At 47.5% G+C, this 25846-nt stretch carries 29 protein-coding genes and 2 pseudogenes; 11 read left to right on the forward strand and 20 right to left on the reverse strand.

Going from position 1 to position 25846, the window contains the following annotated elements; translation table 11 throughout:
* Nucleotides 1-257: 257 nt before the first annotated feature.
* Entirely contained in the window at nucleotides 258-908 is a 651-nt protein-coding gene (locus DCM90_RS04945) for a TetR/AcrR family transcriptional regulator (RefSeq protein WP_109250228.1), read from the reverse strand.
* 127 nt (nucleotides 909-1035) lie between these two features.
* On the opposite strand from DCM90_RS04945, the gene DCM90_RS04950 reads away from it, so the two are divergent.
* On the forward strand, nucleotides 1036-2067 hold the full coding sequence (locus DCM90_RS04950) for an NAD-dependent epimerase/dehydratase family protein (protein ID WP_109250229.1): 1032 nt from the start codon (nucleotides 1036-1038) through the stop codon (nucleotides 2065-2067).
* Nucleotides 2068-2296: 229 nt separating this feature from the next.
* Here the strand turns inward: DCM90_RS04950 and DCM90_RS04955 are convergent, their stop codons facing one another.
* Genes DCM90_RS04955 through DCM90_RS04965 form a run of 3 tightly spaced genes read right to left on the reverse strand, consistent with a single transcriptional unit; the run spans nucleotide 2297 to nucleotide 4059 of the window.
* Nucleotides 2297-2593: a hypothetical protein gene (locus tag DCM90_RS04955; RefSeq protein ID WP_109250230.1), complete on the reverse strand. Its 297-nt coding sequence runs from the start codon at nucleotides 2591-2593 to the stop codon at nucleotides 2297-2299.
* A complete protein-coding gene (locus DCM90_RS04960) occupies nucleotides 2593-3531 on the reverse strand; it encodes a 2-dehydropantoate 2-reductase (protein ID WP_109250231.1) in 939 nt (312 codons plus the stop codon). Before DCM90_RS04960 ends, DCM90_RS04955 begins: the two co-directional genes overlap by 1 nt.
* Nucleotides 3532-3573: 42 nt before the next feature.
* On the reverse strand, nucleotides 3574-4059 hold the full coding sequence (locus DCM90_RS04965) for a YbaK/EbsC family protein (protein WP_109250232.1): 486 nt from the start codon (nucleotides 4057-4059) through the stop codon (nucleotides 3574-3576).
* A gap of 134 nt (nucleotides 4060-4193) precedes the next feature.
* Between DCM90_RS04965 and DCM90_RS04970 the strand changes: the two genes are divergently transcribed.
* The 4 genes from DCM90_RS04970 (at nucleotide 4194) to DCM90_RS04985 (ending at nucleotide 8047) form a co-directional block, all read left to right on the forward strand.
* A complete protein-coding gene (locus DCM90_RS04970; RefSeq protein ID WP_225365970.1) occupies nucleotides 4194-4634 on the forward strand; it encodes an RrF2 family transcriptional regulator in 441 nt (146 codons plus the stop codon).
* Nucleotides 4631-5491, forward strand: coding sequence for an NmrA family NAD(P)-binding protein (locus DCM90_RS04975; RefSeq protein ID WP_109250233.1), 861 nt, complete (start codon nucleotides 4631-4633; stop codon nucleotides 5489-5491). The genes DCM90_RS04970 and DCM90_RS04975 overlap by 4 nt, the downstream gene beginning before the upstream one ends.
* A gap of 81 nt (nucleotides 5492-5572) precedes the next feature.
* Nucleotides 5573-6520: an ABC transporter ATP-binding protein gene (locus tag DCM90_RS04980; RefSeq protein ID WP_109250234.1), complete on the forward strand. Its 948-nt coding sequence runs from the start codon at nucleotides 5573-5575 to the stop codon at nucleotides 6518-6520.
* Nucleotides 6521-6523: 3 nt separating this feature from the next.
* Nucleotides 6524-8047: an ABC transporter permease/substrate-binding protein gene (locus DCM90_RS04985; RefSeq protein WP_109250235.1), complete on the forward strand. Its 1524-nt coding sequence runs from the start codon at nucleotides 6524-6526 to the stop codon at nucleotides 8045-8047.
* 324 nt (nucleotides 8048-8371) lie between these two features.
* Here DCM90_RS04985 and DCM90_RS04990 read toward each other — a convergent pair whose 3' ends face one another.
* Both DCM90_RS04990 and DCM90_RS04995 read right to left on the reverse strand, forming a co-directional pair.
* On the reverse strand, nucleotides 8372-8719 hold the full coding sequence (locus DCM90_RS04990; protein WP_109250236.1) for a DUF1801 domain-containing protein: 348 nt from the start codon (nucleotides 8717-8719) through the stop codon (nucleotides 8372-8374).
* Nucleotides 8720-8733: 14 nt separating this feature from the next.
* Nucleotides 8734-9084, reverse strand: coding sequence for a hypothetical protein (locus DCM90_RS04995; RefSeq protein ID WP_109250237.1), 351 nt, complete (start codon nucleotides 9082-9084; stop codon nucleotides 8734-8736).
* 151 nt (nucleotides 9085-9235) lie between these two features.
* Here DCM90_RS04995 and DCM90_RS05000 point away from each other — a divergent pair, with 151 nt between their 5' ends.
* Entirely contained in the window at nucleotides 9236-9832 is a 597-nt protein-coding gene (locus DCM90_RS05000) for an NADPH-dependent FMN reductase (protein ID WP_109250238.1), read from the forward strand.
* 3 nt (nucleotides 9833-9835) lie between these two features.
* On the opposite strand, the gene DCM90_RS05005 is transcribed toward DCM90_RS05000, so the two are convergent.
* The gene (locus DCM90_RS05005) at nucleotides 9836-10288 is read right to left on the reverse strand and encodes a MerR family transcriptional regulator (RefSeq protein WP_109250239.1); all 453 of its coding nucleotides are present in this window, start codon (nucleotides 10286-10288) and stop codon (nucleotides 9836-9838) included.
* A 106-nt stretch (nucleotides 10289-10394) separates the two neighbouring features.
* On the opposite strand from DCM90_RS05005, the gene DCM90_RS05010 reads away from it, so the two are divergent.
* The 4 genes and pseudogenes from DCM90_RS05010 to DCM90_RS05025 all read left to right on the forward strand — a co-directional run bounded on the left by DCM90_RS05010 (nucleotide 10395) and on the right by DCM90_RS05025 (nucleotide 12500).
* Nucleotides 10395-11129: an SDR family oxidoreductase gene (locus DCM90_RS05010; protein WP_109250240.1), complete on the forward strand. Its 735-nt coding sequence runs from the start codon at nucleotides 10395-10397 to the stop codon at nucleotides 11127-11129.
* A gap of 97 nt (nucleotides 11130-11226) precedes the next feature.
* Nucleotides 11227-11787, forward strand: a complete 561-nt coding sequence (locus DCM90_RS05015; protein WP_109250241.1) for a hypothetical protein — start codon at nucleotides 11227-11229, stop codon at nucleotides 11785-11787.
* 191 nt (nucleotides 11788-11978) lie between these two features.
* Nucleotides 11979-12254 (forward strand): type II toxin-antitoxin system RelB/DinJ family antitoxin, encoded by a 276-nt coding sequence (locus DCM90_RS05020; protein ID WP_109250242.1) that lies wholly within the window; start codon nucleotides 11979-11981, stop codon nucleotides 12252-12254.
* 6 nt (nucleotides 12255-12260) lie between these two features.
* Nucleotides 12261-12500, forward strand: a pseudogene (locus DCM90_RS05025) (Txe/YoeB family addiction module toxin).
* A gap of 141 nt (nucleotides 12501-12641) precedes the next feature.
* Here the strand turns inward: DCM90_RS05025 and DCM90_RS05030 are convergent.
* The 8 genes from DCM90_RS05030 to DCM90_RS05065 all read right to left on the reverse strand — a co-directional run bounded on the left by DCM90_RS05030 (nucleotide 12642) and on the right by DCM90_RS05065 (nucleotide 21968).
* Complete coding sequence (locus tag DCM90_RS05030; protein WP_109250244.1) at nucleotides 12642-13592, reverse strand: DMT family transporter; 951 nt, start codon at nucleotides 13590-13592, stop codon at nucleotides 12642-12644.
* A 62-nt stretch (nucleotides 13593-13654) separates the two neighbouring features.
* Entirely contained in the window at nucleotides 13655-14326 is a 672-nt protein-coding gene (locus DCM90_RS05035; RefSeq protein WP_109250245.1) for a hypothetical protein, read from the reverse strand.
* Between the two features lie 65 nt (nucleotides 14327-14391).
* Entirely contained in the window at nucleotides 14392-15747 is a 1356-nt protein-coding gene (locus DCM90_RS05040) for an amino acid permease (protein WP_109250542.1), read from the reverse strand.
* Between the two features lie 24 nt (nucleotides 15748-15771).
* Entirely contained in the window at nucleotides 15772-16170 is a 399-nt protein-coding gene (locus tag DCM90_RS05045; RefSeq protein ID WP_109250246.1) for a hypothetical protein, read from the reverse strand.
* A gap of 325 nt (nucleotides 16171-16495) precedes the next feature.
* Nucleotides 16496-18478 carry an ABC transporter ATP-binding protein/permease gene (locus tag DCM90_RS05050; RefSeq protein WP_109250247.1) on the reverse strand — a complete coding sequence of 661 codons (1983 nt, stop codon included), beginning with the start codon at nucleotides 18476-18478 and terminating at the stop codon, nucleotides 16496-16498.
* A 620-nt stretch (nucleotides 18479-19098) separates the two neighbouring features.
* The gene (locus DCM90_RS05055) at nucleotides 19099-19533 is read right to left on the reverse strand and encodes a pyridoxamine 5'-phosphate oxidase (protein ID WP_109250248.1); all 435 of its coding nucleotides are present in this window, start codon (nucleotides 19531-19533) and stop codon (nucleotides 19099-19101) included.
* A gap of 120 nt (nucleotides 19534-19653) precedes the next feature.
* Nucleotides 19654-21018: an MATE family efflux transporter gene (locus tag DCM90_RS05060; protein ID WP_109250249.1), complete on the reverse strand. Its 1365-nt coding sequence runs from the start codon at nucleotides 21016-21018 to the stop codon at nucleotides 19654-19656.
* A 14-nt stretch (nucleotides 21019-21032) separates the two neighbouring features.
* Complete coding sequence (locus DCM90_RS05065) at nucleotides 21033-21968, reverse strand: helix-turn-helix transcriptional regulator (protein ID WP_225365971.1); 936 nt, start codon at nucleotides 21966-21968, stop codon at nucleotides 21033-21035.
* A 233-nt stretch (nucleotides 21969-22201) separates the two neighbouring features.
* Between DCM90_RS05065 and DCM90_RS09900 the strand changes: the two are divergent.
* Nucleotides 22202-22375, forward strand: a pseudogene (locus DCM90_RS09900) (transposase); the annotation flags it as partial.
* An 82-nt stretch (nucleotides 22376-22457) separates the two neighbouring features.
* Here the strand turns inward: DCM90_RS09900 and DCM90_RS05075 are convergent.
* The 5 genes from DCM90_RS05075 to DCM90_RS05095 form a co-directional block, all read right to left on the reverse strand.
* Complete coding sequence (locus DCM90_RS05075; RefSeq protein ID WP_109250252.1) at nucleotides 22458-23231, reverse strand: (S)-acetoin forming diacetyl reductase; 774 nt, start codon at nucleotides 23229-23231, stop codon at nucleotides 22458-22460.
* Between the two features lie 77 nt (nucleotides 23232-23308).
* Nucleotides 23309-24163 (reverse strand): alpha/beta hydrolase, encoded by an 855-nt coding sequence (locus tag DCM90_RS05080; RefSeq protein ID WP_109250253.1) that lies wholly within the window; start codon nucleotides 24161-24163, stop codon nucleotides 23309-23311.
* A 166-nt stretch (nucleotides 24164-24329) separates the two neighbouring features.
* Entirely contained in the window at nucleotides 24330-24650 is a 321-nt protein-coding gene (locus DCM90_RS05085) for a carboxymuconolactone decarboxylase family protein (RefSeq protein WP_109250254.1), read from the reverse strand.
* Nucleotides 24651-24661: 11 nt separating this feature from the next.
* Entirely contained in the window at nucleotides 24662-25063 is a 402-nt protein-coding gene (locus DCM90_RS05090; RefSeq protein ID WP_109250543.1) for a cupin domain-containing protein, read from the reverse strand.
* Nucleotides 25064-25090: 27 nt separating this feature from the next.
* The gene (locus tag DCM90_RS05095; RefSeq protein ID WP_109250255.1) at nucleotides 25091-25834 is read right to left on the reverse strand and encodes an SDR family oxidoreductase; all 744 of its coding nucleotides are present in this window, start codon (nucleotides 25832-25834) and stop codon (nucleotides 25091-25093) included.
* Nucleotides 25835-25846 lie beyond the last annotated feature (12 nt).

Consider the following 25846-nt stretch of genomic DNA (forward strand, 5'->3'; position numbering starts at 1 on the left):
TATACCATTAAAGCTAAATGAAAGCTAGGAAAAATATACATTATAAGGACTATACCAATTTAAAATAGCCTATATGAATTCGCTTACAAAAGCTTGGTTGGTTTTGGGGATACTAACGCCGTATCCCCACTCTAGTCCCATTATCCACTTGTCACGTCATTGGTAGCGCTATCAATCCATGCCCCTATTGTAATATGGGCTAGGCCAATATGTCCACCACTTTTTGTATTTTATTCATAATTTCTTTGACCTAAACCTCATTCAAAAGTCTGGGTATACTTAGCTGCTAAACGGGCCAAATCAGCCTCCCGAGCCGTTAAATCAATTTGAGACCGGTACCGTTCCCGCACCAAAGAGTTAATTTGGTACTGAAAGAGGTCGTGAATGGCCTTAAGCGGTGTCAAGCCGTGGCCAAGTAAATACTGTGGCGTTAGTTGAGGCATCATGGCTTGATCCGAAAGGACAATCAGGTCCGGGTTTATATCGTTAAAAACTCCCAAGCGCTGGCCCGCCAATAGATATTGACGAACTTCGGCAACCCAGGCGGTTTCGGCCTGCTTTAGCTGCTCTGCGAGCTCTGGGTAGTCAGCTTGCAAATCCGCGATAAATACGGGTGAACTTGAGGTATTCAGCAGCAGATTATCCACCACGTAATCCAGAAACTCACCAATAATCTCCGAAGCCGTGCCAATTTCATAGGCCTTGGTTAAGCGACTAATGTACGTGAGATAACGGGCTACAACCGCCTCAACCACAGCAGTCTTTGACGAAAAATACAGGTAGAGTTTCCCCCGGCTGACGCCCATAATCTTTGCGATTTGATCCATCTTTAAGCTATGAAATCCATGTACCACCATATACTCATTAATTTTCGCCGTCATTTCTGCCCGACGCGCTGCTTCGTCCATTCGCTTGTCGCTCCTTACTTAAATTCCGTTTATTATAGCATGTTTTACTTTTTGAACAAAATTCGTTTACTTTGTTCAAAACACGTGTTATTCTGATGCCACAATCAAACGAGGAGGACTGACACACATGACACAAACGGTTTTAGTCACGGGAGCCAGCGGATTTGTCGCCAGCTGGACCCTTTTAAAATTATTGCAACAGGGGTATGAGGTTCGGGGAACCGTCCGGACCAGTAAAAAGGGCGACCTCGTCCGATCAGAATTGACCGATCGGATTGGAGCCGACTTGACCCAGCACCTTACCTTTTACGAAGCCGAGTTAACCGATTCTAAGGGGTGGGACGCCGCCATGGCCGGTGTCGATACCGTCTTGCATATTGCCTCCCCCTTAGGAGCTGATAATCCGAACGATGAGGCCGCCATGATCCGCCCCGCCGTTGATGGTGTCAACAACGTGTTTCAGGCTGCCACTGACGCCCATGTTAGCCGGATCATCATGACTTCATCCCTTGCCGCCGCAACTCCACCAAGTCAGGATTCAAACCCGATCGTTGATGAACATTACTGGTCCAGTCGGGATAATCCCGAATTAAACGCCTACCGAAAGTCTAAATTATTAGCTGAATCGGCCGCCTGGAACTTTGTGGCCCACCACGAAGATGCGCCCGCTCTAACCACCATTTTACCGGGTGCCATCTTTGGTCCCGCCATGACGAAACGCAATACGGGGTCCGATCAGTTTATCGCCCAACTAATGAATAATCGAATTGGGAATCCGCCAATTGGATTTGAAATCGTTGACGTTCGCGACCTTGCTGATCTCCACATTGCGGCCATGCAGTCTGACCAGGCAAAGGGGCAACGCTACGTTGCGGCTAACGATTACCTCACGGCCACCGAAATTTCCCGAATTCTCAAGACCGACTTAGGCAGTGCCTGCCCCCATGTATCGCTGCGTACAATCCCTGGTGGCGTGCTTAAACTAGGGGCCCGGTTCATTGCTCCACTCCGTGCGCTCACCCCAATGATTGGCCGCCAGTTCCGTTACACGCATAAAAAAGCGGTGGATCAATTAGATTGGCACCCCCGCTCCGGCCGGCAAACCGTCGATGATACCGCGAAAAGCCTGTTGAAGTTAGGTGTGTTTCAGAAGTCATAAAAAATAGGACCGGGACATAGGACGTTCAGGCCATGCAAAATAACGGTGATGACCGGGTTCGATTGTCTTTTTGATCGAATTTGGTCATCACCGTTATTTTAGTTGAGGTTTAGCTGTGGTCGGGTGCCACTTCATCCTGCAATTAACTATGGCAGCGAATAATGTCTCACACCCAGTATTTCTTAAGCAAAGCAGACCTAATGTCTTATGCCCAATTCTCTTCACCATTCTATTTAAAAATAAAAAATTCCATTAATAGAATGATCAGTACGAGCAGCGTTACCGCTAGCAATATCCCGAAAATGAGGCTTACCCCAATGCTTAACCGATGCCGAACCAGCCAAACACTGATGTAATCTGCTTCATAAGCCGCAAGAAAGATCAGCAGCCAGGTTGGCCACCGGGACTTGGTTGCGACCGTAATTCCAACGCTAACCACCGTTATTAACCCGGCGATTATGGGCGCCCACTGGTAATGCCGTGGCGAAAAGGACGTGGCTAGTTGCTGCTTCCAACTTCCGGGCATTAATGGTTACCCTGAACGAGTTGTTCCATCGCGTGGATTTCCTGGGTGATCAATCGGTTTACCATCGTTGGAATATGCCGGGATTCTCCCTGCCGCGCGACGTACCCGTTCAAATAATCAATTTCCGTTGGCCGTTTGCTCAGCATATCCTGATGCATGGACGGGTAATGGGTCCCGTTGGCCTCATCCGGTAGCTGGGCGAGAATCAGGTTGCGCGTTTTCGTCACGTCAAATGGAACGTGCATAGCGTCTGCCACCTGCTGAAACTCAGCCAGAATTTCATCCATCATGGCTGAAAACGTTGTCGTTTTACCGAGGTTGCCGATATTGCAGTTTAATAGCGTGCAAAGTGGGTTTAAAACGGCATTCAACGCCGCTTTGCGCCAAATCGCTTCAATCGCATCATCGGTCAACGTCACGTTAAGGCCGGCACTGTTCATTACTTCCACGATTTGATCAACCTGATTTGCCTTCCCCGTTTCAACCGCCTGCATTTGAACGATTCCTTCACCACCATAACTAATGTATCCGGCGCTATCGAGCCCCGCTGACCACGTGGTAACCCCCGCAATGATGTTTTCCTTTGGGACGTATTTTTCAATCGTTTCAACGTTCCCGATCCCATTTGCCAGGGTAAGTACCATGGTGTCGTCGTGCAGAATGGGTTTAATATCCGTGAGCATGGCATCAAGCTGCATGGCCTTCGTAAACATAATCACTAGGTCAAAATGTTCGCTAGGGTCAACTTGAGCGGGCTGAACCGCAACGATTTGATCGACGTGTTCCGTCCCCGAGACGTTAACAATCAGTCCACGGGTATTAATCGCTTTAAGGTTCGCTTCCCACCGGTCAATTAAAATCACCTCTTGATTATCATGGCTCAACATATCACCAAACCGGCCGCCCATGGCACCGGCACCTGCAATTGCAATCCTCAATTTCAACACTCCTTTAATCCTGTTTTAACGTTTATATCATGGCTATAGCTTCGGAACTTCCATTACTCGAACGGGATGGTCAAGCGCCTGCATCACCATTATGAGACTGGTAAAGGACAGGACAATCAGTGAGTCTTCACTAATCGGCAGCATGATGTCATCATCCTGGTCCAACAACCGGTCTAAAACCACGTGCACCTGTTGATCCACGTCCTGTTTAACTCCAAACAGCGTGGCGGGTTTGCCCAACAGATCCTGCTTGACGTCTAAACTTGCGGGTTCAAGGGTGGGAACATCCAAATGACGCCCCAACCGGTCTAGATTTAACGCCCGGTCACCCGCTGATAATAGCAGGTAAAATTCTGGTGTTCCGTGCACCCGCAACAGTTCAAGGTTGACCAAGGGATGGGTAAACAGCGGGTCATCAGCCGATCCATTGGCCAACCAATTCACGTGATCCATTCGATCATACTTCAAATTAATCTCATCTAAAAATTCTAAAATTTCAGACCTTTCGTTGACTGACATGGGCGGAACCCCTTTCACGTTTTCTTTAAGGTTACCGTACCCTAATTTGAACGTCAATGCGAGTACTTGGCTTGACAGTAGCCGCACAATGAATTAGGCTACTTGTAACTTTTAAAGTTACAAAAAGGGAGATGATGACCATTCGTTCATCTACTAAACTTAGCGATGCCATTCACTTACTCGCCTATATCCGCTACTTTAAGGGGGATGATTTATCGAGTGAAGCCATTGCTAAAAGCATCGAAACCTCACCGGTCGTAGTCCGCCGCCTCATGAGCCAGTTAAGCCATGCCGGCCTGTTAATCACCACCAGGGGGAAAGCCCAACCGGAGCTGACCATTCCAGAAGATCAGCTCACTTTACTGGCCATTCAGCAGGCGGTGGACCCCCACCCCATACTAACGGTCGATCGAAAGACGAACCCAAAATGTCCAGTCGGTGGTCACATCCAAACGATTTTAACTGACCACTACCAAGAAGTGGAGGCGGCCGCTAAGAAACAGATGGCCGCCATTACCTTAGCCGACATTATGACGGACCTACACGAAGCCAATAGAAAGGACGAATTAAAATGACAATAACAGTTACGGGTGCAACCGGACAGTTAGGAACTAAAGTCGTCCATGCCTTAACCAAACTGGTCGGTCCCACCAATTTAAAGCTGGCCGTGCATACCCCCAAAAAGGCCGAGTCCTTTAGCAAGCAGGGAATGACGGTCGTTTCCGCAGATTATGCCAATTATCAATCACTCGTCACGGCCTTTACCGGTACCGACGTATTGGTCTACATCCCTAGCATTACCTACAACGTTTTACAGCGAATCACTGAATTCGAAACGAGTCTAGCTGCGATGAAACAGGCACAGGTGAAAAACTTGGTCTTCGTCAGTTTCTTTGCGGACCAAGAGTCAAACCCCTTTCAAATGTCAAGCTACTACGCCTACGTCCCCCGGCGACTGGCGGGCACACCCCTTAACTTTGCGATTTTAAAGAACAGTTTGTATGCCGATCCTTTAGTCCCCTACCTCCCAGAACTCATTGAACGCGAAGGATTAATCTATCCCGTCCAAGATCAAGCCCTATCCTTTATTACCCGAAACGATAGCGCTGAAGCAATTGCGAAAGTTGCGGTAACACCAGCCTTGCGTAGTAGCGGGCAGCGCTACCTGCTTTCCCAGGGTGAAAACTTTACGATGCCTGAATTAGGGGCCTTGATGTCCACGGTTACCGGTCATCACATCGGCTACCATGAAATGACCCTCTCTGAATTTGCCGCAGCTTATGCGGATGAGGGTGACGGTGACGAGCTTGCGTCGATGTACCACGCGGGCGCATTAGGGCTCTTAAACGGAATTAGCGACGATTTTGCCATGATTACGGGGCATCAGCCCGAAACCATGAGCCACTTCTTAACCCAAAATTGGCAAAATTAAGCTTGCCCCAGCGCCAGCTAGAGGGACTATAATATCAACATGAACTTACAACTATCGAGCTAAAAGAGAAGGTCTGATAAATTGATTTCCTTTGAACACGTCACAAAACAGTACCCCGAACACCTCGCCCTCGACGACCTCAATCTCACCATTCACACGGGTGAGCTTTTTGTCCTAGTTGGCCCCAGCGGCAGTGGGAAAACCACCACCCTTAAAATGATTAACCGGTTGATTGACCCTACCTCCGGCACCGTTAAGATTGGGGATCAAAACGTTACCGACTATAACATTCAGGCGCTGCGGCTGACCATGGGGTACGTTCTTCAAAACATCGCCCTGTTCCCTAACATGACCATTCAAGATAACATTGCGATTCAACCCGAAGCGCTCCGGTGGCCCAGAGCCAAACGAATTGAGCGGTCCCGACAGTTACTAACCCAGGTTCACTTAAGTCCGGATGACTATGCCAACCGGTATCCCCGGGAGCTATCCGGTGGCGAACAGCAGCGGGTTGGGATCGTTCGGGCTCTAGCAACGGAGCCGAAGATCATCTTAATGGATGAACCCTTTAGCGCCCTAGATCCGATTTCGCGAAAACAATTGCAGGACCTCGTACTTCAGCTCCATCAATCCCTAAACCTCACCATTGTATTTGTGACCCATGATATGCGGGAAGCCCTCCGCTTAGGGACCCGGGTGGCTGTCATGCGGAACGGCCACATCCAGCAGGTCGGAACCCCAAACGATATTCGCCAGCACCCCGCAAACGACTTCATTAAGGAATTCTTCATTTCCGCCGAGGATCAGCAGCAAACCCTAACGGTCGATGAGCTCCTTCTCAGTGGTTACGATCGCCCCGTGGAACCGGACAAACACTACATGCGAATTCCTAAGTCAGCGAGCCTTAATAATCTGGCCCAAACATTAAAGAGTCAGCCCAACGGGGTTATCGTTACCCGGAGTGACGGACAAGATATGGTCATTACGACCCAGGATCTCCTGAGTTACATTTCAGAAAGGGGGGTCTAACCCATGTGGCAAAACCTTTGGCACACCATGGTGACCCAGCGGGGCCAAATTTGGGAGGCCCTCTTGCAGCACATTGGCTTATCCCTGTTATCCTTGCTCATTGCAGCCGCAATTGCCATTCCCCTCGCCATCATCCTAACCCCCCACAAAAAAATTGCGGAGGGCGTTCTCCAAATCACCAGCGTCATGCAAACCATTCCGTCCCTCGCACTCCTCGGAATTTTAATTCCCTTCGTGGGGATTGGGACCGTACCTTCCGTTATCGCCCTCGTGGTGTACGCCGTCATGCCCATCTTTCAGAGCACTTACTCCGGGCTTTCAGAAATTGACCCGTCACTGCAAGAAGCCGCGACGGCGTTCGGACTCCCACGGTGGATGCGGCTGTTTCGGATTGACCTTCCCCTAGCTATGCCGACCATCATTGGCGGCTTACGGGTCGCCCTCGTCCTGATTATCGGAACGGCAACCCTTGCGGCCCTCATCGGAGCTGGCGGATTAGGGACCTATATTCTACTGGGGATTGAAACCAATAATAATTCATACTTAATCATCGGTGCGGTCCTGTCCGCCTTACTTGCCATTTTCTTCTCCGCACTCATTCGGTGGCTCGGCAGATTATCCTTGCGGCGAATGGTCGAAGTGGTTGCCATTGCCGTGGCCCTCATTGCTGGGGCCGCCGGTTACCAATCCTACACCGCCAAGACAGCCACCATTACCATTGCAGGTAAACTAGGCAGCGAGCCGGATATTCTCATTAATATGTATAAGGAACTAATTGAACAGCAGGATCACAAGTTACAGGTGGTGACTAAACCGAACTTCGGTGCCACCTCGTTTCTCTTTAAGGCCCTCCAGTCCAACCAAATTCAGGTCTACCCAGAATTTACGGGAACGGTGACCCAAACCATTTTAAAGAGTCACACGAAAACCTCCCATAACCCGCAGCAAACGTACGAAAAGGCCCGGGCCGGATTGAGCTCCGAATATCAAATGTCCTACCTAAAACCGATGAAGTACCAAAACGGGTACGATCTGGCGGTAACCCAACAATTCGCCAAGAAGTACGACCTCAAAACCATCTCTGACTTGCGTGAAATTGCGACCAAGCTGCACGCAGGCTTTGACCCCGACTTTGACCACCAAAAAGACGGGTACCCCGGATTACAGAAGGCTTATAACCTGCAGATGGGTTCCATTCGAACGATGGAGCCAAGCATTCGGTACAAAGCACTGGTTAACGGTAAGGTCAACGTGGTCGATGGTTACACAACGGATGCTGAAATTCAGCAGTATCACCTGGTGGTTCTAAAAGACGATCTCCATTATTTCCCACCGTATCAGGGAGCCCCACTGTTAAAAACCTCTACACTTAAAAAGTACCCGGCTTTAAAACCGGCCTTAAACAAACTGGCCAATCAGATTACCGAGAAGGACATGCAAACCATGAACTATGACGTTCAAGTCAAGCACGAAAAGGCGTCAACGGTGGCGCACCATTACCTTCTCACCCACCACTTACTCAAGTAAAGGGTAAGAATATAAGACGTTCAGACATGCCAAATAAGGCGGCTGACCAGGTTAATCGAACTTGGTCAGCCGCCTTATTTAGTCGGGTTCCACTTCTCAACTTCCTGCGGTTAACCAAGCACACAAATAATACTAAAGCCCAGTATTTTTTTGTGTGCACCGTTAATCCTCAGAAGTAAGCGAGAAGTTCCACACCCTTTTTAGTTGGGTTCCACTACTCAGATCCCTCCGGATAACCCAGGCAATGAATAATGCCCAAAACCAGCATTTTTCACTGCCTCAGTTATTCCTCGAGATCTACCCGAGTGACTCCACACCCTTTTCCTACTTCATTTCCGCCATCACATTTTTAATAAACTCGACTGGAGCGGCCTGGTCGAACTGAATGTTGATCCGTTTTTGACCGGTCATATACCCCGCTGTATTAGCTTGGGTAATTGTTAGTGGCGAAAGGTCTTCGCTGCTCATAAAACTGACGTGATCCTGATACGTATCGAAGCTAACCCGTAGTTTTCCCCGAAGGTAGGTGGGCATCCCGTACTTAATCGTCTCGGTGGCGTCGGGCCACGTTTCTAAAATAATCTGTCGGAGGGTGGTGACGATGTTAGTCGCCATGGGAGTGACCTTCATCACATATTCATCCACCGTTTTGACAGCTGGTCTAATGGGCATTTTTAATCACCGCCTTATAGTTCCGTTAAGAGGTTCCGCATCATATTTAGGGGCACTGGCTGGTTATAACCCACATAAAGATGCTGGGCATCCGTCTCATATCCCATGCGATCGGCCTCGCTGATCACCTTATCGGGTAACGTCTCAGACAGTGTGACCACTACCCGCTCCTTATCGTTATCAACCCCGTATGCCACCGACTTATCCTGCAATTGGTAGGTGGGGACCTCGTTCACCACCGTCTCGTTTGCGTCTGGCCACGTATCCTTTAGTAGTTGACGCAACGTCATCTCAATCGGTCTGGCAATGGGCGTTGACCCGGCAATATAATCATCGACTTCTTTAGCACCTGGCATTTCTGGCATCCTCATCGCTCCCTTAATTTAATACCTCTAGTGTAATCCTTTTCACATTTAACCCTAAACGAAAACCCTCAATTTCTAACCTTTTTCTGTGTTCATTTCGGTAAATTGGCTTAAACTTAGACTTAACTTATACAGTAAGGAAGGCTTTTTTATGACATCCATTTTAGTTCTGCTTGGCAGTATCCGAACCGTGTCAAACGGCGAACACCTCTACCGATACCTAGCCAACAATGCGGACCGGTACACTGATTTAACGCATACCGAGTTTCAGTTCAAGAACCTTCGGGATTACCAGCTGACTGGGTTTGACGAACCATTACCACCCTTAGCCAACAAGAACCGCCAGCTTGCGCCAAACACGAAGCGGTGGCTCGCTGATCTGGGAGCGGCTGACGGCTACTTAATCATGACTCCAGAATACGATCACACCATGCCCGGCGCCCTGAAGAACGCCTTAGATTACGTGGCGGATGAATTTATGGGGAAACCAGCTAAGGTCTTAACCTATGCTAATAATTCTAGGGGTGGCCGGCTCGGTGGTATCGGACTGCTGGCCCCGCTCAGCCGGTTAGGCGCCTTTACCCTACCCGCCCAAATTGCGGTCCCAAACGTGGACCAATACTTTAATGAATCTGGCGTTCTGGACGTTAGCAGCGATGGAGCCGATGCCGTAGTCCGTCACCTGGATAAAGCCATTCGCGAACTTGCGTTTTACACGGAGCTCCTAAAGAACCACCCGTTTAACTAACGGCTAGCCCACTTGGTCTTGGTCAAACACCTTGCCGTTAACCGTTATCGGGCAGTTAGGTACGTCACAGTCACCGTCAATTCCGGCCTCGGTCCCTTCGTAAACAGCGGCCGTATAGTAGCGGACCTTAAAGTCCAGCTTGCTTAAGTTCTTTTTCTGTCGTTCAAGCTGCTCCAAGGCGTTTTCCTGCTGCTGCTTAAAGAAGGCGAGCCGGTCTTCTAAGGTGTCGTCCCCCGCCATGAGCATGTCCACAAAGTGGTGGATTTCCGAAATTTTCACCCCGCATTCCTTGAGGCAAACAATAATGTTAATCGTCTTGAGATCGTCGTCGGTAAATTCACGCCGCCCCGCAGCATTCCGTTTAACAAACGGTAACAGCCCCTGTTTGTCGTAAAATCGAATAGTGTACTCTGACAAGCCAAAGCGTTCAGCGACTTGTCCAATGGTGTAGGTCATTTTCTTCCTCCCCAAATTTTTGATTGAATAGGACCATTATAGCTTTACTTAGACTAATGTCTAGGTGCTACACTAAGTTCACTTACCAATTAAAGGAGATTTGATTATGAAAAAACTCGTTGTCATTACCGGGGCCAGCTCAGGCTTCGGGGCTGAAACGGCCAAAATTTTTAACGCTAACGGCTATCCTACACTGTTGTTAGGCCGAAACACAGCCAAAATCAAGACTCTGCCACTCGACTTTACGAACGTCCTCGTTGACCAAGTGGACGTTACCAATTACGCTGAATTTAAGGCGGCCGTCAGAAAAGCCGAAGATCAGTTTGGTCAAACGGACCTCCTCGTCAATAATGCCGGCGTCATGTTGCTTGGCAACGTCTGGCGTCAGGATCCAAGCGAATGGCAAACCATGTTGAACACCAACGTGATGGGCGTCTTAAACGGCATGCAGATTGTCCTAGATGATATGATGGCACGGGAGGGCGGCACCATTATCAACATGTCCTCCATTGCTGGGCGAAAAGAATTCGCCAACCATGCCGCCTACGTTGCCACTAAGATGGGCGTTCATGGCCTTAGTGAAACCGTTCGTGGCGAGGTCGCCGCTAAGAATGTCCGGGTTGCCGTTGTAGCACCTGGGGCTGCGGATACCGAGCTGCTCACCCACGTCACCGATGAAGAAGCCCTAGCCACCTATAACGACTGGAAACAAAGCATGGGTGACGGTGGCAAGACCCTCGATCCCAAGTACGTTGCCCAGGTGGTCTACCAGATGTACCAGATGCCGCAGGAAGTCAACATCAGGGAAGTAGTCATTGCTGCTACCAAGCAGGATTCCTAGCAATTAGGCCACTAACCACTAATTTTAATAAGCGTTAAACCGCCCCCTTTCATTGGCCTATGCTACGATTAAGATAGAACAATGAGGGGGTTTTCATATGGCAAAGTATGAAGCAAATATTCAACCACTAAACGAAGATAAAATTGGCACTGCACCACACGGAAAAGCCACGTTTGAGTTAGACGAAAAACGGCTCCGGATTTCCATCGAAATGGAAGGCGTTCCCGCCAACATGATGCACTGGGAACACTTCCACGGCTTCGTTGACGGCAAGGACGCCCAACCCGCTACCATGGCACAGGATACCAACCACGACGGGTTTGTTGACTTAGTTGAGACCGAACCCGTCTCAGGGACGACCATGGTTCCGTTTGACTCGGCACCCCAACAGCTTGACATTGCCAACAGCAACTATCCCGTTGCAAACGAACACGGCAACTTCGACTACTTCAAGGAAGTCGGGATCGACGAACTCGTTCGCAACTTTAAGAAGGCATTCAACGACGCCAACCTCGACCTTGATAAGCGGGTCGTCTATATTCATGGCGTTCCGGACGACATGCAGCTCCCTGACACCGTTCAAGGCATGGCCGGTGAATACGATCAGCACGTCACTCTGCCAATTGCCTGCGGAAAAATCGTTAAGGTGAGCGACTAGTCTCAACGACATGACGATGTTTAGACCAAAAATGGACGGTGACCAGGTTCGATTATTTTTAATCGGATTTGGTCACCGTCTTTATTTAGTTGCCACCAGAGGGCCCTTATAGCTATCGATTGCAGGACAAAGTTTGCTTAAGTATATCCACTGGATTGATTTGGTGTTACTATGGCCACGAGGTGAAGACAATGCTTAATACTGAAAAAAAGAAAGTTTCAATTTCAGTCAAGACGAGTCCCGAAGATAAGCAGCAAGCAGCAGAACTATTTGACCGCTTGGGCCTTAACCTTTCAACGGCTATTAATATTTTTATAAAGAAAAGCATTGCTGAAGGCGGCCTGCCTTTCGAGGTCAAAGATCCGTTTTACAGCGAAGCCAACCAAGCCGAACTAAATCGGCGCTTTAAAAAGTTAGCCAACGAGCAGGATGTTAATCCTCACACCCTCATTGACGATGGAGACTAATTGACAATGACCATTGAATTTCTAGATGAAGCATGGCAAGCCTATTTAGCTTGGCAAACGGAAGATCGTAAAACTCTAAAACGAATCAATAATTTAATTAAGTCAATTCAACGCGATGGGCTGGGAAAACCAGAACGATTAAGATATCAAGATGGGTGGTCAAGGTGAATCAACCGTAAGGACCGCTTAGTTTATACACCCCAAAATGGTCACATGGGTATTGTCGCCTGCAAGAATTATTATTAATAGCGTGGCCCCTAGCCCAAACTCAAAAGTAGAAGTTCCCCAAATAAAACAACGACGGATTTCCCCGAGCCACAACTGCTCAACGAGGAAATCCGTCGTTATTTTATTTATTCGGAATTCAAATTAATTGTAAGGCTGATCTTATACGAGCTTAATCATGACGACACCCGCAACCATAATTAATACGCCCACGATTTGAATGAGCACCACTGGCCGGCGGTTAGCCCGGAACCAGCCGAACTGATCAATGAGCATACTGCCAATAATTTGACCCAGCAACACAATGACGACGGCCAGACCCGTTCCAATTTTAGGAACCAAGTAGGCATTACCAACGACAAAGGCCGCCCCAATGATGCCTCCGCTCCAAATCCACCACGGCCAGTGACCGGTTACCGCACTTTTAAAGCTAAAGGACCGATCTCCGACCCCGACGATCACAATTAGCAACAGGGTTCCCACCACAAATGAAATCAGGGAGGCTTTAACGGCGGAGCCCAGGACGGTTCCGAGGTGGCCATTAATCGCCGTTTGCGTGGCACTTAACATTCCCGCCAAGATGCCCGCAATCCGCCAAAGCCAAATTCCACTTCCCCGAACACTCTTTTTGGCTTCGGCATCCAACGGATGGTTTCGGTTTTGCACCCAGCTTTCAACGGCAACGGCCAAAATCACGCCGATAATCACAAGGATGGCCCCGACAAACCGACTCCAGCCCAAATCGTGTTTGGGCGAATAAAACCAGCCGTAGTTATCAACCAGCATACTCATCAGAATTTGCCCCATGATTGGCATAATGACGGTCTGAACACTCCCCAGGCGGGGAAACAGGACCACGTTGGCGGTGAGGTAAAAAACGCCTAAGACCCCACCAATCCAGATCCACCAGGGTTCCGTCGTGATAAAATTAGCGGGTAGCAGCAACGTGGCCCCGGTTGCCACCGTCATGATGACTAAAAAGACCGTCCCAATGGCAAACGACACCAGTGAGGATCCAAAGGGCGACCGAACGGCATCCCTGAGTTGTGAATTTACTGCCGTCTGCATGGGTAATCCAATCCCAATCGTCAAACCAATCAAAATGGCTAACATAATTTTCCCTCTTTCGTTTTTTACTTAGCAAAAAAGGAACGCCTGACCCGTTCCTTTTGATATCAAACATTAAGTTGAGCTGCGGAATACTGGCTTAGATTGACTAACCAATCCCGGGTCCCCGAATCGACATCCGGAGCGACCGCGAACGGCGTTGCCAAAAAGACGGCGGTAACCGCCTGCCAGTCAACCTGTTGGTCGCGTAAAAAGCTTGCGGTCATCTGCATCATTTGCACGGCGGCCACCGCTTGCAACCGGTCATCGTCACCCTTAAAGGTGGTTAAAAAGACGTTGGCAGCCAGCTGCTGGGCTACCATTCGACTGACTTCAGCTGAAGTTAGTGGATCGGTAACAATCTGCTGCTGATCTAACGGGACGGCAGGAATCTCTTTCAGCAGAAACTTCTGGAATTGATTCCACTGCCCCACGATAAAGGCGTAAAACTGCCACGGGACCTGAATGTTCGCTGACTGTAACGCCTGTTTCGTAACATTCCGAACTGACCATTCACCCTCATGCTTTTCCGCCGTTTCCAACCATAACATGAGAAACCGCTGGAGGGTTTCGTGCGCTATTTCGGCCTGCTTTTCAGTCACTAACTGGTACCGAACCACCAAGAAGTCTGAGAGATCCGCCCGATCAATGGCGTGATCATGATGGGCCTGCTGCTTACGCTTAATGTTTCGAATCCGCTTCAGCGAGCTGGCCTTCGCGTACTTCCCCTGTTTTGGCATAAGATCGCCCTTTCGATATTAATAAGACTATCATACGGCGAAACGTCACCTACCGCAAGCTTTCGTTAACCCTTTTTTCGATTAAACTTATGAAAGTAAATTCCCGTCATGACGGCGAGGAACACCACGCCGACCATAATTGAAACCCGGGTTGTCGGGTTAATAAACATAAAGGCGAGGGTAATGAAAAGGTAAAGCAAGGTGATGTAATTCATGATGGGCGATAGCGGCATTTTAAAGGGGTGGTTCACCATTTCAGCCGCATGCTCCCGGCGAAACCGAATTTCACTGATTAAAATAACGACCCAGGGGACCATCCCCGGAAGGACACTTGAGCTATAGATCATCACAAAGATATCACTCGCATTTTTATAGAACAACGGGAGAACCACGTTAGCAACCACTCCCAGGGCGATCCCACACGAGATCGCAATGACGGAGTAAAATGGAACGCCGTGCCGGTTCAGTTTGGTCCACTTATTGGACAGCTGCTTTTGGTGTGCAAGGGTGAAGGACATCCGGCTGGCGCTATATATCCCGGAGTTTGACCCCGAGAGTGCCGCCGTGATGACCACAAAGTTGATTAGTGACGCTGCTCCGGTAATTCCCACCTTAGTGAACGTTTGAACGAATGGTGATCCCAGTTGGCTAAGCTGATCCCAGGGATAAATGGACACAATCACAAAAATGGCGCCCACGTAAAAAATGAGAATTCGGCCAATCGTTGAACGAATCGCACGCACTAAGGTGTGCTGTGGATCTTCGGCTTCACCAGCCGTTACACCGATCAACTCGATCCCCTGGTAGGAAGCTAGTACGATTGCTAACGCATAGATAAACCCTTTAATGCCGTGGGTGAAAAAGCCACCGTGGGCCCATAAGTTACTTATTCCAACCGGGTGACCGTGATTTCCAATCCCGATAAAAATGACGCCGAGGCCCAGAATAATCATTAGGATAATGGTCACGACCTTAATTAGGGCGAACCAAAATTCGAGTTCCCCAAACATTTTCACGGAGGCTAAGTTGGCCAGACATAAAAAGATCACGGAAATTAAACCGGGAACCCAAACCAGCAAGTGAGGCCACCAAAACTGAAAGTAACCGCCCATCGCAATCATTTCCGACATCCCTACCACCACGTACTGAAAGATATTACTCCACGCCGTCAAGAAACCAAAAACCGGATGAATGTAGTCGGTGGCGAACTTGGCAAATGAACCGGTGGTGGGCTCAATGTACAGCATCTCACCGAGGGCCCGCATAATCATGTATAAAAAGAACCCCGAAATAATGTAAGCCAATAGCACTGAGGGGCCCGTCCACCGAATGGTTGAGCTGGACCCCATAAAAAGTCCCACTCCGATTGTCCCCCCGAGGGCAATCATTTGCATTTGCCGTGCGTTTAACTTTCGTTGCATCTTCATCTCTCCTACTCCTAACCCTTACCGCGGAATGATTTGACCGTTTTGGTAAACCCAGTATAAATTCGTTTGGATGAGCCGGCCATCCGAATTCCGTTTGACCGCCTCCACTTCGTAGTATTGGTCACCCGCTTGATCAGTTCCATCCCCATTGTTTGCGATGATCACCCGTTGCTTAATGTGAAGCGTATCCTTAACGGCCTTAATGGCTTGTGAACGTCCAGTAATGTGGTCGTTATCGGCCTGATACGTTTTCACCTGATTTGACGAACTCTCAGACTTTGAGTGCTGACTAACTCGGGTTTGCGACACCGCGATCGCCTCATGCCGGCTTTGATTTTGCCGTTGGTCATGAAACTCTAACAACCCGAACCCGCCAAAAATAACGATGGCCGCAGCCACCCATCCTCTATACCGCATCTTCATCCCCCGTTTCAAACACCGATCAGTTACATATTTTGCTAGTATATCATGTGACAACGAAAACGGTAAGTCGCCGTTAAATTCCACTAAAAAAGAGGCTAGAGATAGTAAGTCCGCTTCACTTAAAAAGGCGATTCTTGCAGCATGGTCCGAAAGCCCTTCATCCTTAGTCGGATGCTTTCGGACCCGTAGTTACGGGATATAAGACAGACCACAACCCAATAAAACAAAGGACCAAATTCGATAAAAAAACAATCGAATCTGGTCCTTCGCTTTATTTGGCATGGTCTAAACGTCTTATCTCCCAGCCTTGTTTATTAGTTTAATCTGCCGCAAGGGCATCAATTGGATTCAGTTTTGAAGCGTGCCGTGCGGGTAGGACTGCGGCTAGGAGGGAAATCACGATGGCAATCACAAAGGTCGTGATCACATCACCCGCCGTAATTTGAATGAAACTGTATGAGGCAATTTTAGCCAGCAACGCATTGGCGCCAGCACCGACCCCGTAGGCTAAGGCCGTGGCAAGAACGGCACTGAGGACCCCCATAATCAGGGATTCACTCACAAAGAGCCGCCGAATATCCTTCTTACTCTCACCTAACGCCCGAAGCACCCCAATTTCTTTGGTCCGTGCACTCACCGACATGTACATTGTCACGATAATCATAAGGGCCGAAACCACTAATGAAATGGCCGCAATCACCGCTAAAATAGTGGAAGCCAAGTGAATGTAAGTTTGAACGGTATCAATCATTGATGCAATTGAAGTTGACGTAAACTGCCGTTTACCATCAATCTTAATCTTGTTAATCTGCTTGCTAACCGTCTTAGCATTGTCGAGGGTATTCACGCTCACGATCATGGCCTGAGGATTCGTATCAACGTTCTTGGCCTTCATTGCGTCTGCCAGGGTCTCCGTATTGACTCCGTTAACGGCAGAGGCTCCCGTTTGGTTCTTCCCAATTCCGGAAACCTTGGCGTTAAACTTAACGGTTACGATCTGGCCCGACTTGCTTTGAGCTTTATAGGATAACGTAACGGTCTTTCCAATTAGGGCCTTCCAGTCCTGCTTGTCTAACTTCTTAGCCACGGAAGTCTTATCAAGCAGCACCTCACCCTTCTTAGGGGCGTGACCAGCTTCAATGGATGACTTCGGGTAGAGGGCCGTCCAGTTGGTTAAGTTGGAAATGCTGGCCGATTTGCCATCCCGTTTGACGGTAACACTATTTGCCGTGTACATCTTTTCCACCTTATCAACGTGGTCCAGATCCTTCAGCTTATTAATCTGCTTAGTGTCGAAAGTTGGTACCTTGGTCAAACTGGCCTGCTGCATCATGCCAGCACCGCCCTGCTGATCATTGTCGCTCTTCTTTTGGTAGCGTGAAACCGAAATAACCTTCGGGTTTGCCACGTCCGTAATTTGTTTATTAATGTAGCCGCTAATTCCGTTACCCAGTCCCGAAAATAAAATGACGGCAAACAGACCAATGGCGGTCCCCAGCACGATCAGGAAGTTTCGGCCGAAGTTGTACTTAAAGTGTTTCCAAGCGGTCCGGTAGCTCACGCTCGCTGGCAGCAGCCGTGATTTAAATCCCGGATCCTTCGTGTCCACCACATAGGGTTCACGAACCTGTTCATCACTCGCAATTTTACCGTCCACTAACTTGACGATCCGAGTTCCTGAATCAGCAACATCCTGTGAGTGCGTTACCGTAATGACTAACCGGCCTTCGGAAGCGATCCTGTTTAAGATCTCCAAGACTTCCTTCGTGTTTTGGGAATCCAACGCACCAGTGGGTTCATCAGCGATTATGACCTTCGGGTTGCTAGCTAACGCCCGGGCAATGGCCACCCGCTGTTTTTGACCCCCGGAAAGCTGGTTCGGGTATTTCTTTTCCTGCCCGGTTAACCCAACTTCGGCCAATAGTTCTTTGGCCCGCGTCTTTTTGGCCTCCCCGCTAAGGGACGTCATATCAAGTGAAATTAAAACGTTATCTAACACAGTGAGGTGGCTAATTAAATTATAGGATTGGTAAATGTAGCCAATCGTCTCGCGCCGGTAACGGTCCATGTCCTTTTCGTTTGTATGGTCTAACTTCTTACCGTCAACTAGGATACTTCCCTTAAAGTTACGGTCCAGCCCCCCAATGATGTTCATTAAGGTGGACTTACCGCCTCCGGATTCACCAAGGATTGACACAAACTCACCCAAATTAAAATCGAGCGAAATTCCCTTTAATACCGGAAACTCTTCTTTACCTAAATAGTAAGACTTATAAACGTCTCGGACTTCCAAAAAGGCCATCTACCATTCCTCCTGTTACCTCTAATTTTTTACTGGCTCCTAGGATACGCATTCGTTGTATCAATGTCAACTTAATTAACAAAAGAGGGCTATAAAATAAAAAGGTTGGCTTCAAAAGCCAACCTTGCCATCATATCGAGTTTAATTTATAAACGCAAGCCGTTGCACTTAAAAACCGATGCATCCACCAAAGTTTTCGAGGAGTTCGACACCCTTTAGTCGGGTTCCACCGCTCAGATCTCTGCGGTTAACCCAGGCATCGAATAATGCCTAAAACCAGCATTTTCCGATGCCTCAGTTATTCCTCAAGATCTACCGAGCTGCTCTACACCCTGTTAGTCGGGTTCCATCCCTCAACTTCTTGTGGCTAACTCCGTCACCGAATAATACCCTAGACCGGGATTTTTCGGTGACGGAGTTAGCCACAAGAATAATACCCTAGACCGGGATTTTTCGGTGACGCCCTTAGTCCTCAGAAGTTAATCGAGGGATTCCACACCCTTTTAGTCAGGCCTCTCTCCTCAACTCCTTCCCGTTAACCCAAGAATCAAATTATGCTAAGGACCAGCATATTTTGATTCTTACGTTAATCCTCGGGAGTTACCGAGGAGTTCGGCACCCTATCCAAACGTCATCTCCGTCTTTTTTTCGCCTAGACCGGCGTCCACCGTGACGGTATGGAGCTTAATTTCATAAACCACTAGGGACTTTCCGATCATGTCGTATACTTTTTGGTATCCGGGCACCGTTTCAAGGTATCGTGGCAACAAGTCGTCAATCGTTTTAGTCGATTTTTGAACCGTAACGTGTTGGCCGCGCACAAACGGATTGGTTTTTTCACTATCGTAGGGCACCGTAATAAACGCTACATCCGGATTTTGGTCGTAAATTTTAACGGCGTCCGTATCCTTAACGGATGAAAAGTACAGGGTATCTGGTTCATCAGGGTACCACACATAGTTGACGATTTTGACATCGGCATCATGATCGAGTGATGTACTTAACGCAATCTTATCGGCAGTCCCTAACACTTGTTGCAAAAAATTCGTATCCATGATTAATCCCTCGCTTATCTCATTTATGGTACCTTTAGTGTACCATAAAGTGGGAACGTACATTCGTTTTTTACCCTTAAAAACGAGCTGTACAGAGATGATTTTAGTATAAATTAAGTATTAAGTCTGCTCAATTTCCTGATTTGGCACGAGAATCTTACTTAATATTCTAAAGAAGATAATAATTGAAATGATAGACGTTACACCGTCACATAGTGGTTGAGCAAAAAATGCTGCCTGAGGTGTGAATAAAAACGGTAGAATCAAAACGCCGGCTATGTATAGTGCTTTCCGTAATAAAGAACAGAATAAGGCCATTTTCATCTGGCCCATGGCTATTCCCATATCGGTAACAGTCCATTGAGCGGCCATACATAAAACTGCAGCAAGATAAATTTTGAGTGCTGTGACAGTTTGAGTAATTAATGGCGAATCATTGGTAAACAAACGGACAAAATAAGGTGAAGCAAAAATTGTAATCAAAAATATGATACTGCAAAAACTAAGGCAGACTAGATAAACACACCATAATGCATTTTTAACGCGTTTAAAATCCTTGGCCCCAAAGTTGAAGCTAACAATTCCTTGGCATCCCAACGTAATACCACTTAATGGGGAAGTTACCAGTAAGAGATAACTTTGAATAATAGTTGCCGTAGTGACCAATCGATCACCCAATCCTACGCCACCGGTTCTTTGCAAAGTAGTGTTTAATAAAATGAGTAGGCAACTATCCAACGCATAGGTTAGAAAAGGTGCTAAGCCTAATCCGATAATTTTTATACAAAGATCTGGTCTAAAGTGGCCCCATGTTAGGTTAACAGGTAGATCCCAAAAGCATAGACAAAATAATGCAAATAAAGCTGAAATTATTTGTGAAAAAATGGTCGAATAAGCGGCACCTGCAACTCCAAGATGACAAACAAAAATAAGAATTGGATCAAGACTAACATTTAAGAGGGCACCAATTAAAACGGTTGTTACGCCAAGCCCCGAGTGACCTTGAGCAATCAAAAAGCTATTTAATCCACCAGAAATAAGTGCAAAGACGGTTCCGTAAATATAAATTGTCAAAAAAGATAAGGCATATGGATAGGTAGCCGAACTAACACCGAACCACCATAGAAATCGTTTACGAAAAATGAGAAATAAAATGGTTAGTGATAGTCCTAAAACCAGTAAAATTCGAAAGCAATTAGAGAGGATTTCTTTAGCTGATTTTAAATTACCAGCGCCCATTTGCATGGCCATTAGTGGCGTGCCACCTTGACCTACCAGATAAGCAAATGCATATAAAACTGAAATGATTGGGCCACAGACACCAACACCAGCAAGCGATAAAGTGCCAATTCCTGGAATATGGCCGATAAACATTCGATCAACTATTGTATATAACACATTGACAAACTGGGCCAACATAGTGGGTAATGCTAACTTTAAAACAAGTGGTAGTACTTGATCTTTGCCAAGATCGACACTTTTCATAAAAACAAACCTCTTTAATTTGCTTCATATAGTTGAAGTATTTTTTTTGCGGTTTGAAGGAGTTCAATTTTAATCGATTGAGGTTCCAGTATTTCAACATCGTTACCAAAAGTCAGGAGCCATTGATACAAACTCTCTGAATTGCTGTAATCACCTTGGAGCAGCAAACGGCCATCAGTTTGTTTGGCTAAGTTATCAGTGCCAAATTCTTCAACGACCCGCCAAGCAACTTTGTTGTTAAATAAAGCTTTGAATTTAATATGATTGGTCTGGGTTTTACGAACTGCTGGATCAGGAATGGGCGCCGGACGAGGTTGAAATATTTCATCCATTAATTTGAGTTGGGAAATTCGCATTAGTTTAAACAAACGAAAGTCCTGTTTTTCAGTACTCCAACCCCATAAATACCAATTGGACCATTTGAACACGAGATAATACGGCTCCACTTGACGCTGACTTTTACCAGCTTGCGCAAAATAAGCAAAACTGATTTTTTGGTTTGTTTCAATCGCATTTTGAATTAATTGAAATTTTGGAACAAGGGTAGGCTGATACCATGAAGCTAAATCTATCAAAATATTTTCTTGACCATTAATTAATTCCGAAGAGCCTGCCTGGATTTTTTCCATTAATTGTCGATAATAATGACTGCCACTGACACTATCTATCCCCCTTAACCCTGTTAAAATCCCTTGCATTTCTTTGGATGTCAGTAAAGTCCGATCTATTCGATAATCATCTATGATTCGAATGCCACCACCTGAACCACGAGTTGTATAAATTGGGATTCCGGCTTCTGCCAAACTATCAATATCACGATAGATTGTTCGTTGAGACACTTCGAATTTCTGCGCCAACTTAACTGCAGTTGTTTCATTTTCTTGCAATAACACTGATAAAATCCCGACTAACCGATTGATTTTCATATGAACTCCTTCAACAAATGCCATCTTAGCAAAGTGAATATGACAACTAGCTGTCATATTTGTCCAAAAAATAGTTTAACAAATTTTGAAAAGGACAAAAGGTTAAATGTAGTGTCAAAGCAAAGTTTAGATATCAAAATAAAAGAGGCCGTCTCCGTGGCGAGAGGGAACTGTAACCAGTTTTTGAAACAAATAAATATCGGAACAGATTTGGACACAACTATTAATACCTTTCAAAAAACCTAAAATATAGTCAAAATTCTTTAAGTTGCCAGTATTCGAATGGTCCACTCAAAGGCCTAATTCGAAAAATAGAACAAATTCGCAGAACTGAATACGGTTATCGCAACATGCAAAGTTTATTTACCAGAATTCGGCTTGAAATTGCATCAAAAAGAATCCGAATCATAGATCTGAGTTCAATATATTAATCCATCACACTATTTAACATAGAACCAAAAAACGGACAGCGGTCATTGGCCGCTATCCGTTCCAATATTTCTCTATTAGTGGTTAATGGAAAACCATTCCACCGTCAACCGTAATCGTTTGACCCGTGACGTAATCTGAATCGGGACCCGCAAGGAACGAAACCACTGCGGAAACGTCCTCTGGCTTAGAAACTCGGCCTAGAGTGATGTCCTTAGCGAAGGTTTGCATTCCCCATTCGTCATCCTTACCAGCGTTTTTCCCGACTTCATGGGCAATGTCTTCCATCATCGGAGTAATCACAATTCCAGGTGCATAGGCATTTACCGTAATGTCATCAACCGCAAGTTCTTTAGCCGTCGTTTGCGTAATACCACGAATCGCAAACTTCGTTGATCCGTACACCGTCAAGTTAGGGTTCCCGACTTCACCGGCCTGGGAAGTAGCGTTAATAATCTTACCGCCGTGGCCTAACTTCTTCATGGCAGCGTGGGCCGCCTGAATTCCCCAAACAACACCGCCCGTGTTGATCATCGTCACCTTCTGTAATTGATCCGGAGTCACTTCATCAATCGGCGTTGTCGGTGCCACACCTGCATTATTGACAACGACATTTAAGTCGCCTAATTCATCAACCGTTTGGTTAACGGCTGCAAACACTTCGTCACGATCGGCAACGTCAGCGGCAATTGAAATTGCCTGGCCGCCGTTTTGGTTAATCTTGTCGGCAACCTTATCCGTCTTTTCCTTGTGACGACCGACTAGGGCCACCGCAAAACCATCATTTGATAGCCGTTCAGCAATACTCTGTCCGATTCCTTGACCGGCACCGGTAATAAAAGCAACTTTTTTTGACATCTACGTTTTCTCCTTGTGAATAAAATAACTAATGGTGTTATTTTACCACTCTAATCCCTCTTTGCCCATTAAAATTTTTAATAGCGGCGATAGAGATAACTGCCAATTGCCTTATCAACCCGCTGATTTTCGTGCAACCGGCTGTGTTGTGCCGAGGGCCCGTTAAACTGCAGCTCCGTGTAACTCTTTGCACGTTTTCCCACCAAGTAGTAAAGCGAGCGGGAAGACACGTTGGTGACGTCACCGTCTGAATTGGTTCCGTTTCGGAGATTTCCGTACACGTTCAAGATATCAACCTGATTTTTAGGAAACTGATTTTGGTTAGCCAACAGTTCCCGGTAGGTACTATCCATTATTTTGGGTTTCCCGTTAGCGGCTAAGGAATTCTGGTTGGGCCGGTCATCCAGCTGCACGATTCCGTCGAAGTGGCCCGCAATATTGACCTCCTTTTGAAGCTGTGGCATCCCGGATTCATGGCTGTCAAACAGGGTTTCATACATCAGCGACATGTTCCCCATGGAATGAGCAACCGCGTTAAACCGGGAAAACGAATGCTGCTTCTTAACGGCCAGTAAGACGTTTCTAAACCACCGGCCGTCCGTTTTAAAGTTTCGCTGGCGTGGATTTTGGTAGACCACCTGAACAATGGGATGGGTAACTTGGCCGGTCCACCTACCACGCAGCGTGACCTTTCCGTTGGGAGCCACGACGGCTTGAATAACTTTAGTGGCCCCATTATGCTGAACCGCATAGTCAATCATGCCGTTCGTCGAATTAGCCGAGCCCCCGTACCCGTGCAGGTAAAACGTCGGCACCCCATCCGCACTTGGTTGCACTGAATTTGACTCCCGGCGGCCAAGTTGAAAACATATCGCACTGACCATTGCAACGATCAGCACAACTAGACCAATCCACCATTTTCTTTGTTTCACAAACCTCAACCTCCTCCTGATTAGTCCACATTATAGCCGTAAGCGCGCCTAACTTAAAGCAAAGGCTCCGGCCAAAAAACGGCGAACCCTAACTCCCAATCCACAAGCGCTTGGGTGAGAATCCGTCGTTTATTTGCGGGCTGATCCACCGCAGTTTCATCTGGAACTAATCGGCATAAATTTCTTTCGCTCGACTAAACGCCGACCAGGCTTTGGGCCAGCCAACGTAAAAGGCCAGGTGGGTGATTTCAGCCACAATTTCATCCTGGGTAATACCATTTTGTTTGCCAATCTTTAAGTGGGCGTCTAACTGTTCTAAGTTCCCCCCTGAAATGAGGGCCGCAACGGTAATCATACTTCGATCGTGGGCGGACAGGGCCGCCTCGTTTGACCAAACTTCACCAAACAGAACATCATCATTTAAAGTCGCAAACTGGGGAGCAAAGTCACCCAACTGATCCCGACCAGCCGTTTGTTTTTCTGCCATTTTGACGCCTCCTATTCCTTAGGCAATGCGTCATAATCGGCGGCGCTAACGGGTTCTAACCATTCAGCCGTTCCCGCTGTAATTGCAATATGACTAAACCAACTGTCCCTGGTTGCACCATGCCAATGTTTGATGCCATCCTTAGTAACGACCACGTCGCCGACCCGCAGTTTACGTGGCGCTTGACCCCATTCTTGGTACCAGCCCTCGCCCGCCGTCACGAGTAAAATTTGAAACCCATCGTGGTGGATATGCCAGTCATTTCGGCAGGCCGGTTCAAACGAAACGTTGCCCACGTTAACGCTTACGTCGGGATCCGCCACCAACGTTTTTAAGAAGCTTTGACCCTGAAAGAATTGGGCGTATTCGGTATTCAGTTCACCGAACCCAAAGGGATTATTTTTTACAATCATCTGATTATCATTCATGAATGGTCCCTCCTATCCTTGCTTAGTGGGGTAAATGGTTAAGTCGTGCATTTCGACGTCATCGGGTGGATCAATCGCAAAGTTGACGGCCCGCGCCACGGCATCCGGAGAGATCCCGACCTGATCGTAGAACTGATCCATTCCGGCCTTAGCATTTTGATCGGTAATGTGATCAACTAACTCCGTATTAATGGCACCGGGGTACAAACTGGTGGTCCGGATATTAGTTCCCTCCTGGGCGCTTTCCATCCGCAGAATCTCCATCATATCCCGAACCGCAAACTTCGTGGCCCCGTATACGCCGGCTCCGAGGTAGGGATTTAAGCCAGCCACGGAGGACGTCGTAATCACGTGCCCGTGTTTCTGGGCGGTAAAGGTAGGTAAAACGGCTGCGACCCCGTTTAAGACCCCCTTTAAGTTAATATCAACCATTTGATCCCATTCATCGGTTTTTAGCTCGCTAAGCGGGGACGTCAGCATGACGCCGGCGTTATTAAATATCACGTCAATGCCGCCGAAGTGATCCTTGGCAAGTTCAACTAACGCCTTAACGTCCGCCATCTTAGTGACATCGGTGACCCGGTAAATGGCTTCGCCCCCGTCAGCCTTAATTTGGTCAACTAAAGCCTGTAGTTTAGCTTCCCGCCGAGCCCCTAAGACGACCCGTGCTCCATTTTTAGCCAGTAATTCAGCGGTTGCCTCGCCAATTCCGGACGAGGCTCCCGTAATGACGACAATTTTATTCTTCACTGTCAATGCTGTTCGCTC

Origin of the sequence: Levilactobacillus bambusae, from assembly GCF_003124125.1 — a bacterium.
In the GTDB taxonomy this organism is placed as follows: domain Bacteria; phylum Bacillota; class Bacilli; order Lactobacillales; family Lactobacillaceae; genus Levilactobacillus; species Levilactobacillus bambusae.

Bases quoted from the DNA above. Each gene is read 5' to 3' on its own strand.
- DCM90_RS04945 (WP_109250228.1), bottom strand. From the start codon at position 908: ATGGACGAAGCAGCGCGTCGGGCAGAAATGACGGCGAAAATTAATGAG.
- DCM90_RS04950 (WP_109250229.1), top strand. From the start codon at position 1,036: ATGACACAAACGGTTTTAGTCACGGGAGCCAGCGGATTTGTCGCCAGC.
- DCM90_RS04955 (WP_109250230.1), bottom strand. From the start codon at position 2,593: ATGCCCGGAAGTTGGAAGCAGCAACTAGCCACGTCCTTTTCGCCACGG.
- DCM90_RS04965 (WP_109250232.1), bottom strand. From the start codon at position 4,059: ATGTCAGTCAACGAAAGGTCTGAAATTTTAGAATTTTTAGATGAGATT.
- DCM90_RS04970 (WP_225365970.1), top strand. From the start codon at position 4,194: ATGACCATTCGTTCATCTACTAAACTTAGCGATGCCATTCACTTACTC.
- DCM90_RS04975 (WP_109250233.1), top strand. From the start codon at position 4,631: ATGACAATAACAGTTACGGGTGCAACCGGACAGTTAGGAACTAAAGTC.
- DCM90_RS04985 (WP_109250235.1), top strand. From the start codon at position 6,524: ATGTGGCAAAACCTTTGGCACACCATGGTGACCCAGCGGGGCCAAATT.
- DCM90_RS04990 (WP_109250236.1), bottom strand. From the start codon at position 8,719: ATGCCCATTAGACCAGCTGTCAAAACGGTGGATGAATATGTGATGAAG.
- DCM90_RS04995 (WP_109250237.1), bottom strand. From the start codon at position 9,084: ATGCCAGAAATGCCAGGTGCTAAAGAAGTCGATGATTATATTGCCGGG.
- DCM90_RS05000 (WP_109250238.1), top strand. From the start codon at position 9,236: ATGACATCCATTTTAGTTCTGCTTGGCAGTATCCGAACCGTGTCAAAC.
- DCM90_RS05005 (WP_109250239.1), bottom strand. From the start codon at position 10,288: ATGACCTACACCATTGGACAAGTCGCTGAACGCTTTGGCTTGTCAGAG.
- DCM90_RS05010 (WP_109250240.1), top strand. From the start codon at position 10,395: ATGAAAAAACTCGTTGTCATTACCGGGGCCAGCTCAGGCTTCGGGGCT.
- DCM90_RS05015 (WP_109250241.1), top strand. From the start codon at position 11,227: ATGGCAAAGTATGAAGCAAATATTCAACCACTAAACGAAGATAAAATT.
- DCM90_RS05020 (WP_109250242.1), top strand. From the start codon at position 11,979: ATGCTTAATACTGAAAAAAAGAAAGTTTCAATTTCAGTCAAGACGAGT.
- DCM90_RS05030 (WP_109250244.1), bottom strand. From the start codon at position 13,592: ATGTTAGCCATTTTGATTGGTTTGACGATTGGGATTGGATTACCCATG.
- DCM90_RS05035 (WP_109250245.1), bottom strand. From the start codon at position 14,326: ATGCCAAAACAGGGGAAGTACGCGAAGGCCAGCTCGCTGAAGCGGATT.
- DCM90_RS05040 (WP_109250542.1), bottom strand. From the start codon at position 15,747: ATGCAACGAAAGTTAAACGCACGGCAAATGCAAATGATTGCCCTCGGG.
- DCM90_RS05045 (WP_109250246.1), bottom strand. From the start codon at position 16,170: ATGCGGTATAGAGGATGGGTGGCTGCGGCCATCGTTATTTTTGGCGGG.
- DCM90_RS05050 (WP_109250247.1), bottom strand. From the start codon at position 18,478: ATGGCCTTTTTGGAAGTCCGAGACGTTTATAAGTCTTACTATTTAGGT.
- DCM90_RS05055 (WP_109250248.1), bottom strand. From the start codon at position 19,533: ATGGATACGAATTTTTTGCAACAAGTGTTAGGGACTGCCGATAAGATT.
- DCM90_RS05060 (WP_109250249.1), bottom strand. From the start codon at position 21,018: ATGAAAAGTGTCGATCTTGGCAAAGATCAAGTACTACCACTTGTTTTA.
- DCM90_RS05065 (WP_225365971.1), bottom strand. From the start codon at position 21,968: ATGGCATTTGTTGAAGGAGTTCATATGAAAATCAATCGGTTAGTCGGG.
- DCM90_RS05075 (WP_109250252.1), bottom strand. From the start codon at position 23,231: ATGTCAAAAAAAGTTGCTTTTATTACCGGTGCCGGTCAAGGAATCGGA.
- DCM90_RS05085 (WP_109250254.1), bottom strand. From the start codon at position 24,650: ATGGCAGAAAAACAAACGGCTGGTCGGGATCAGTTGGGTGACTTTGCT.
- DCM90_RS05090 (WP_109250543.1), bottom strand. From the start codon at position 25,063: ATGATTGTAAAAAATAATCCCTTTGGGTTCGGTGAACTGAATACCGAA.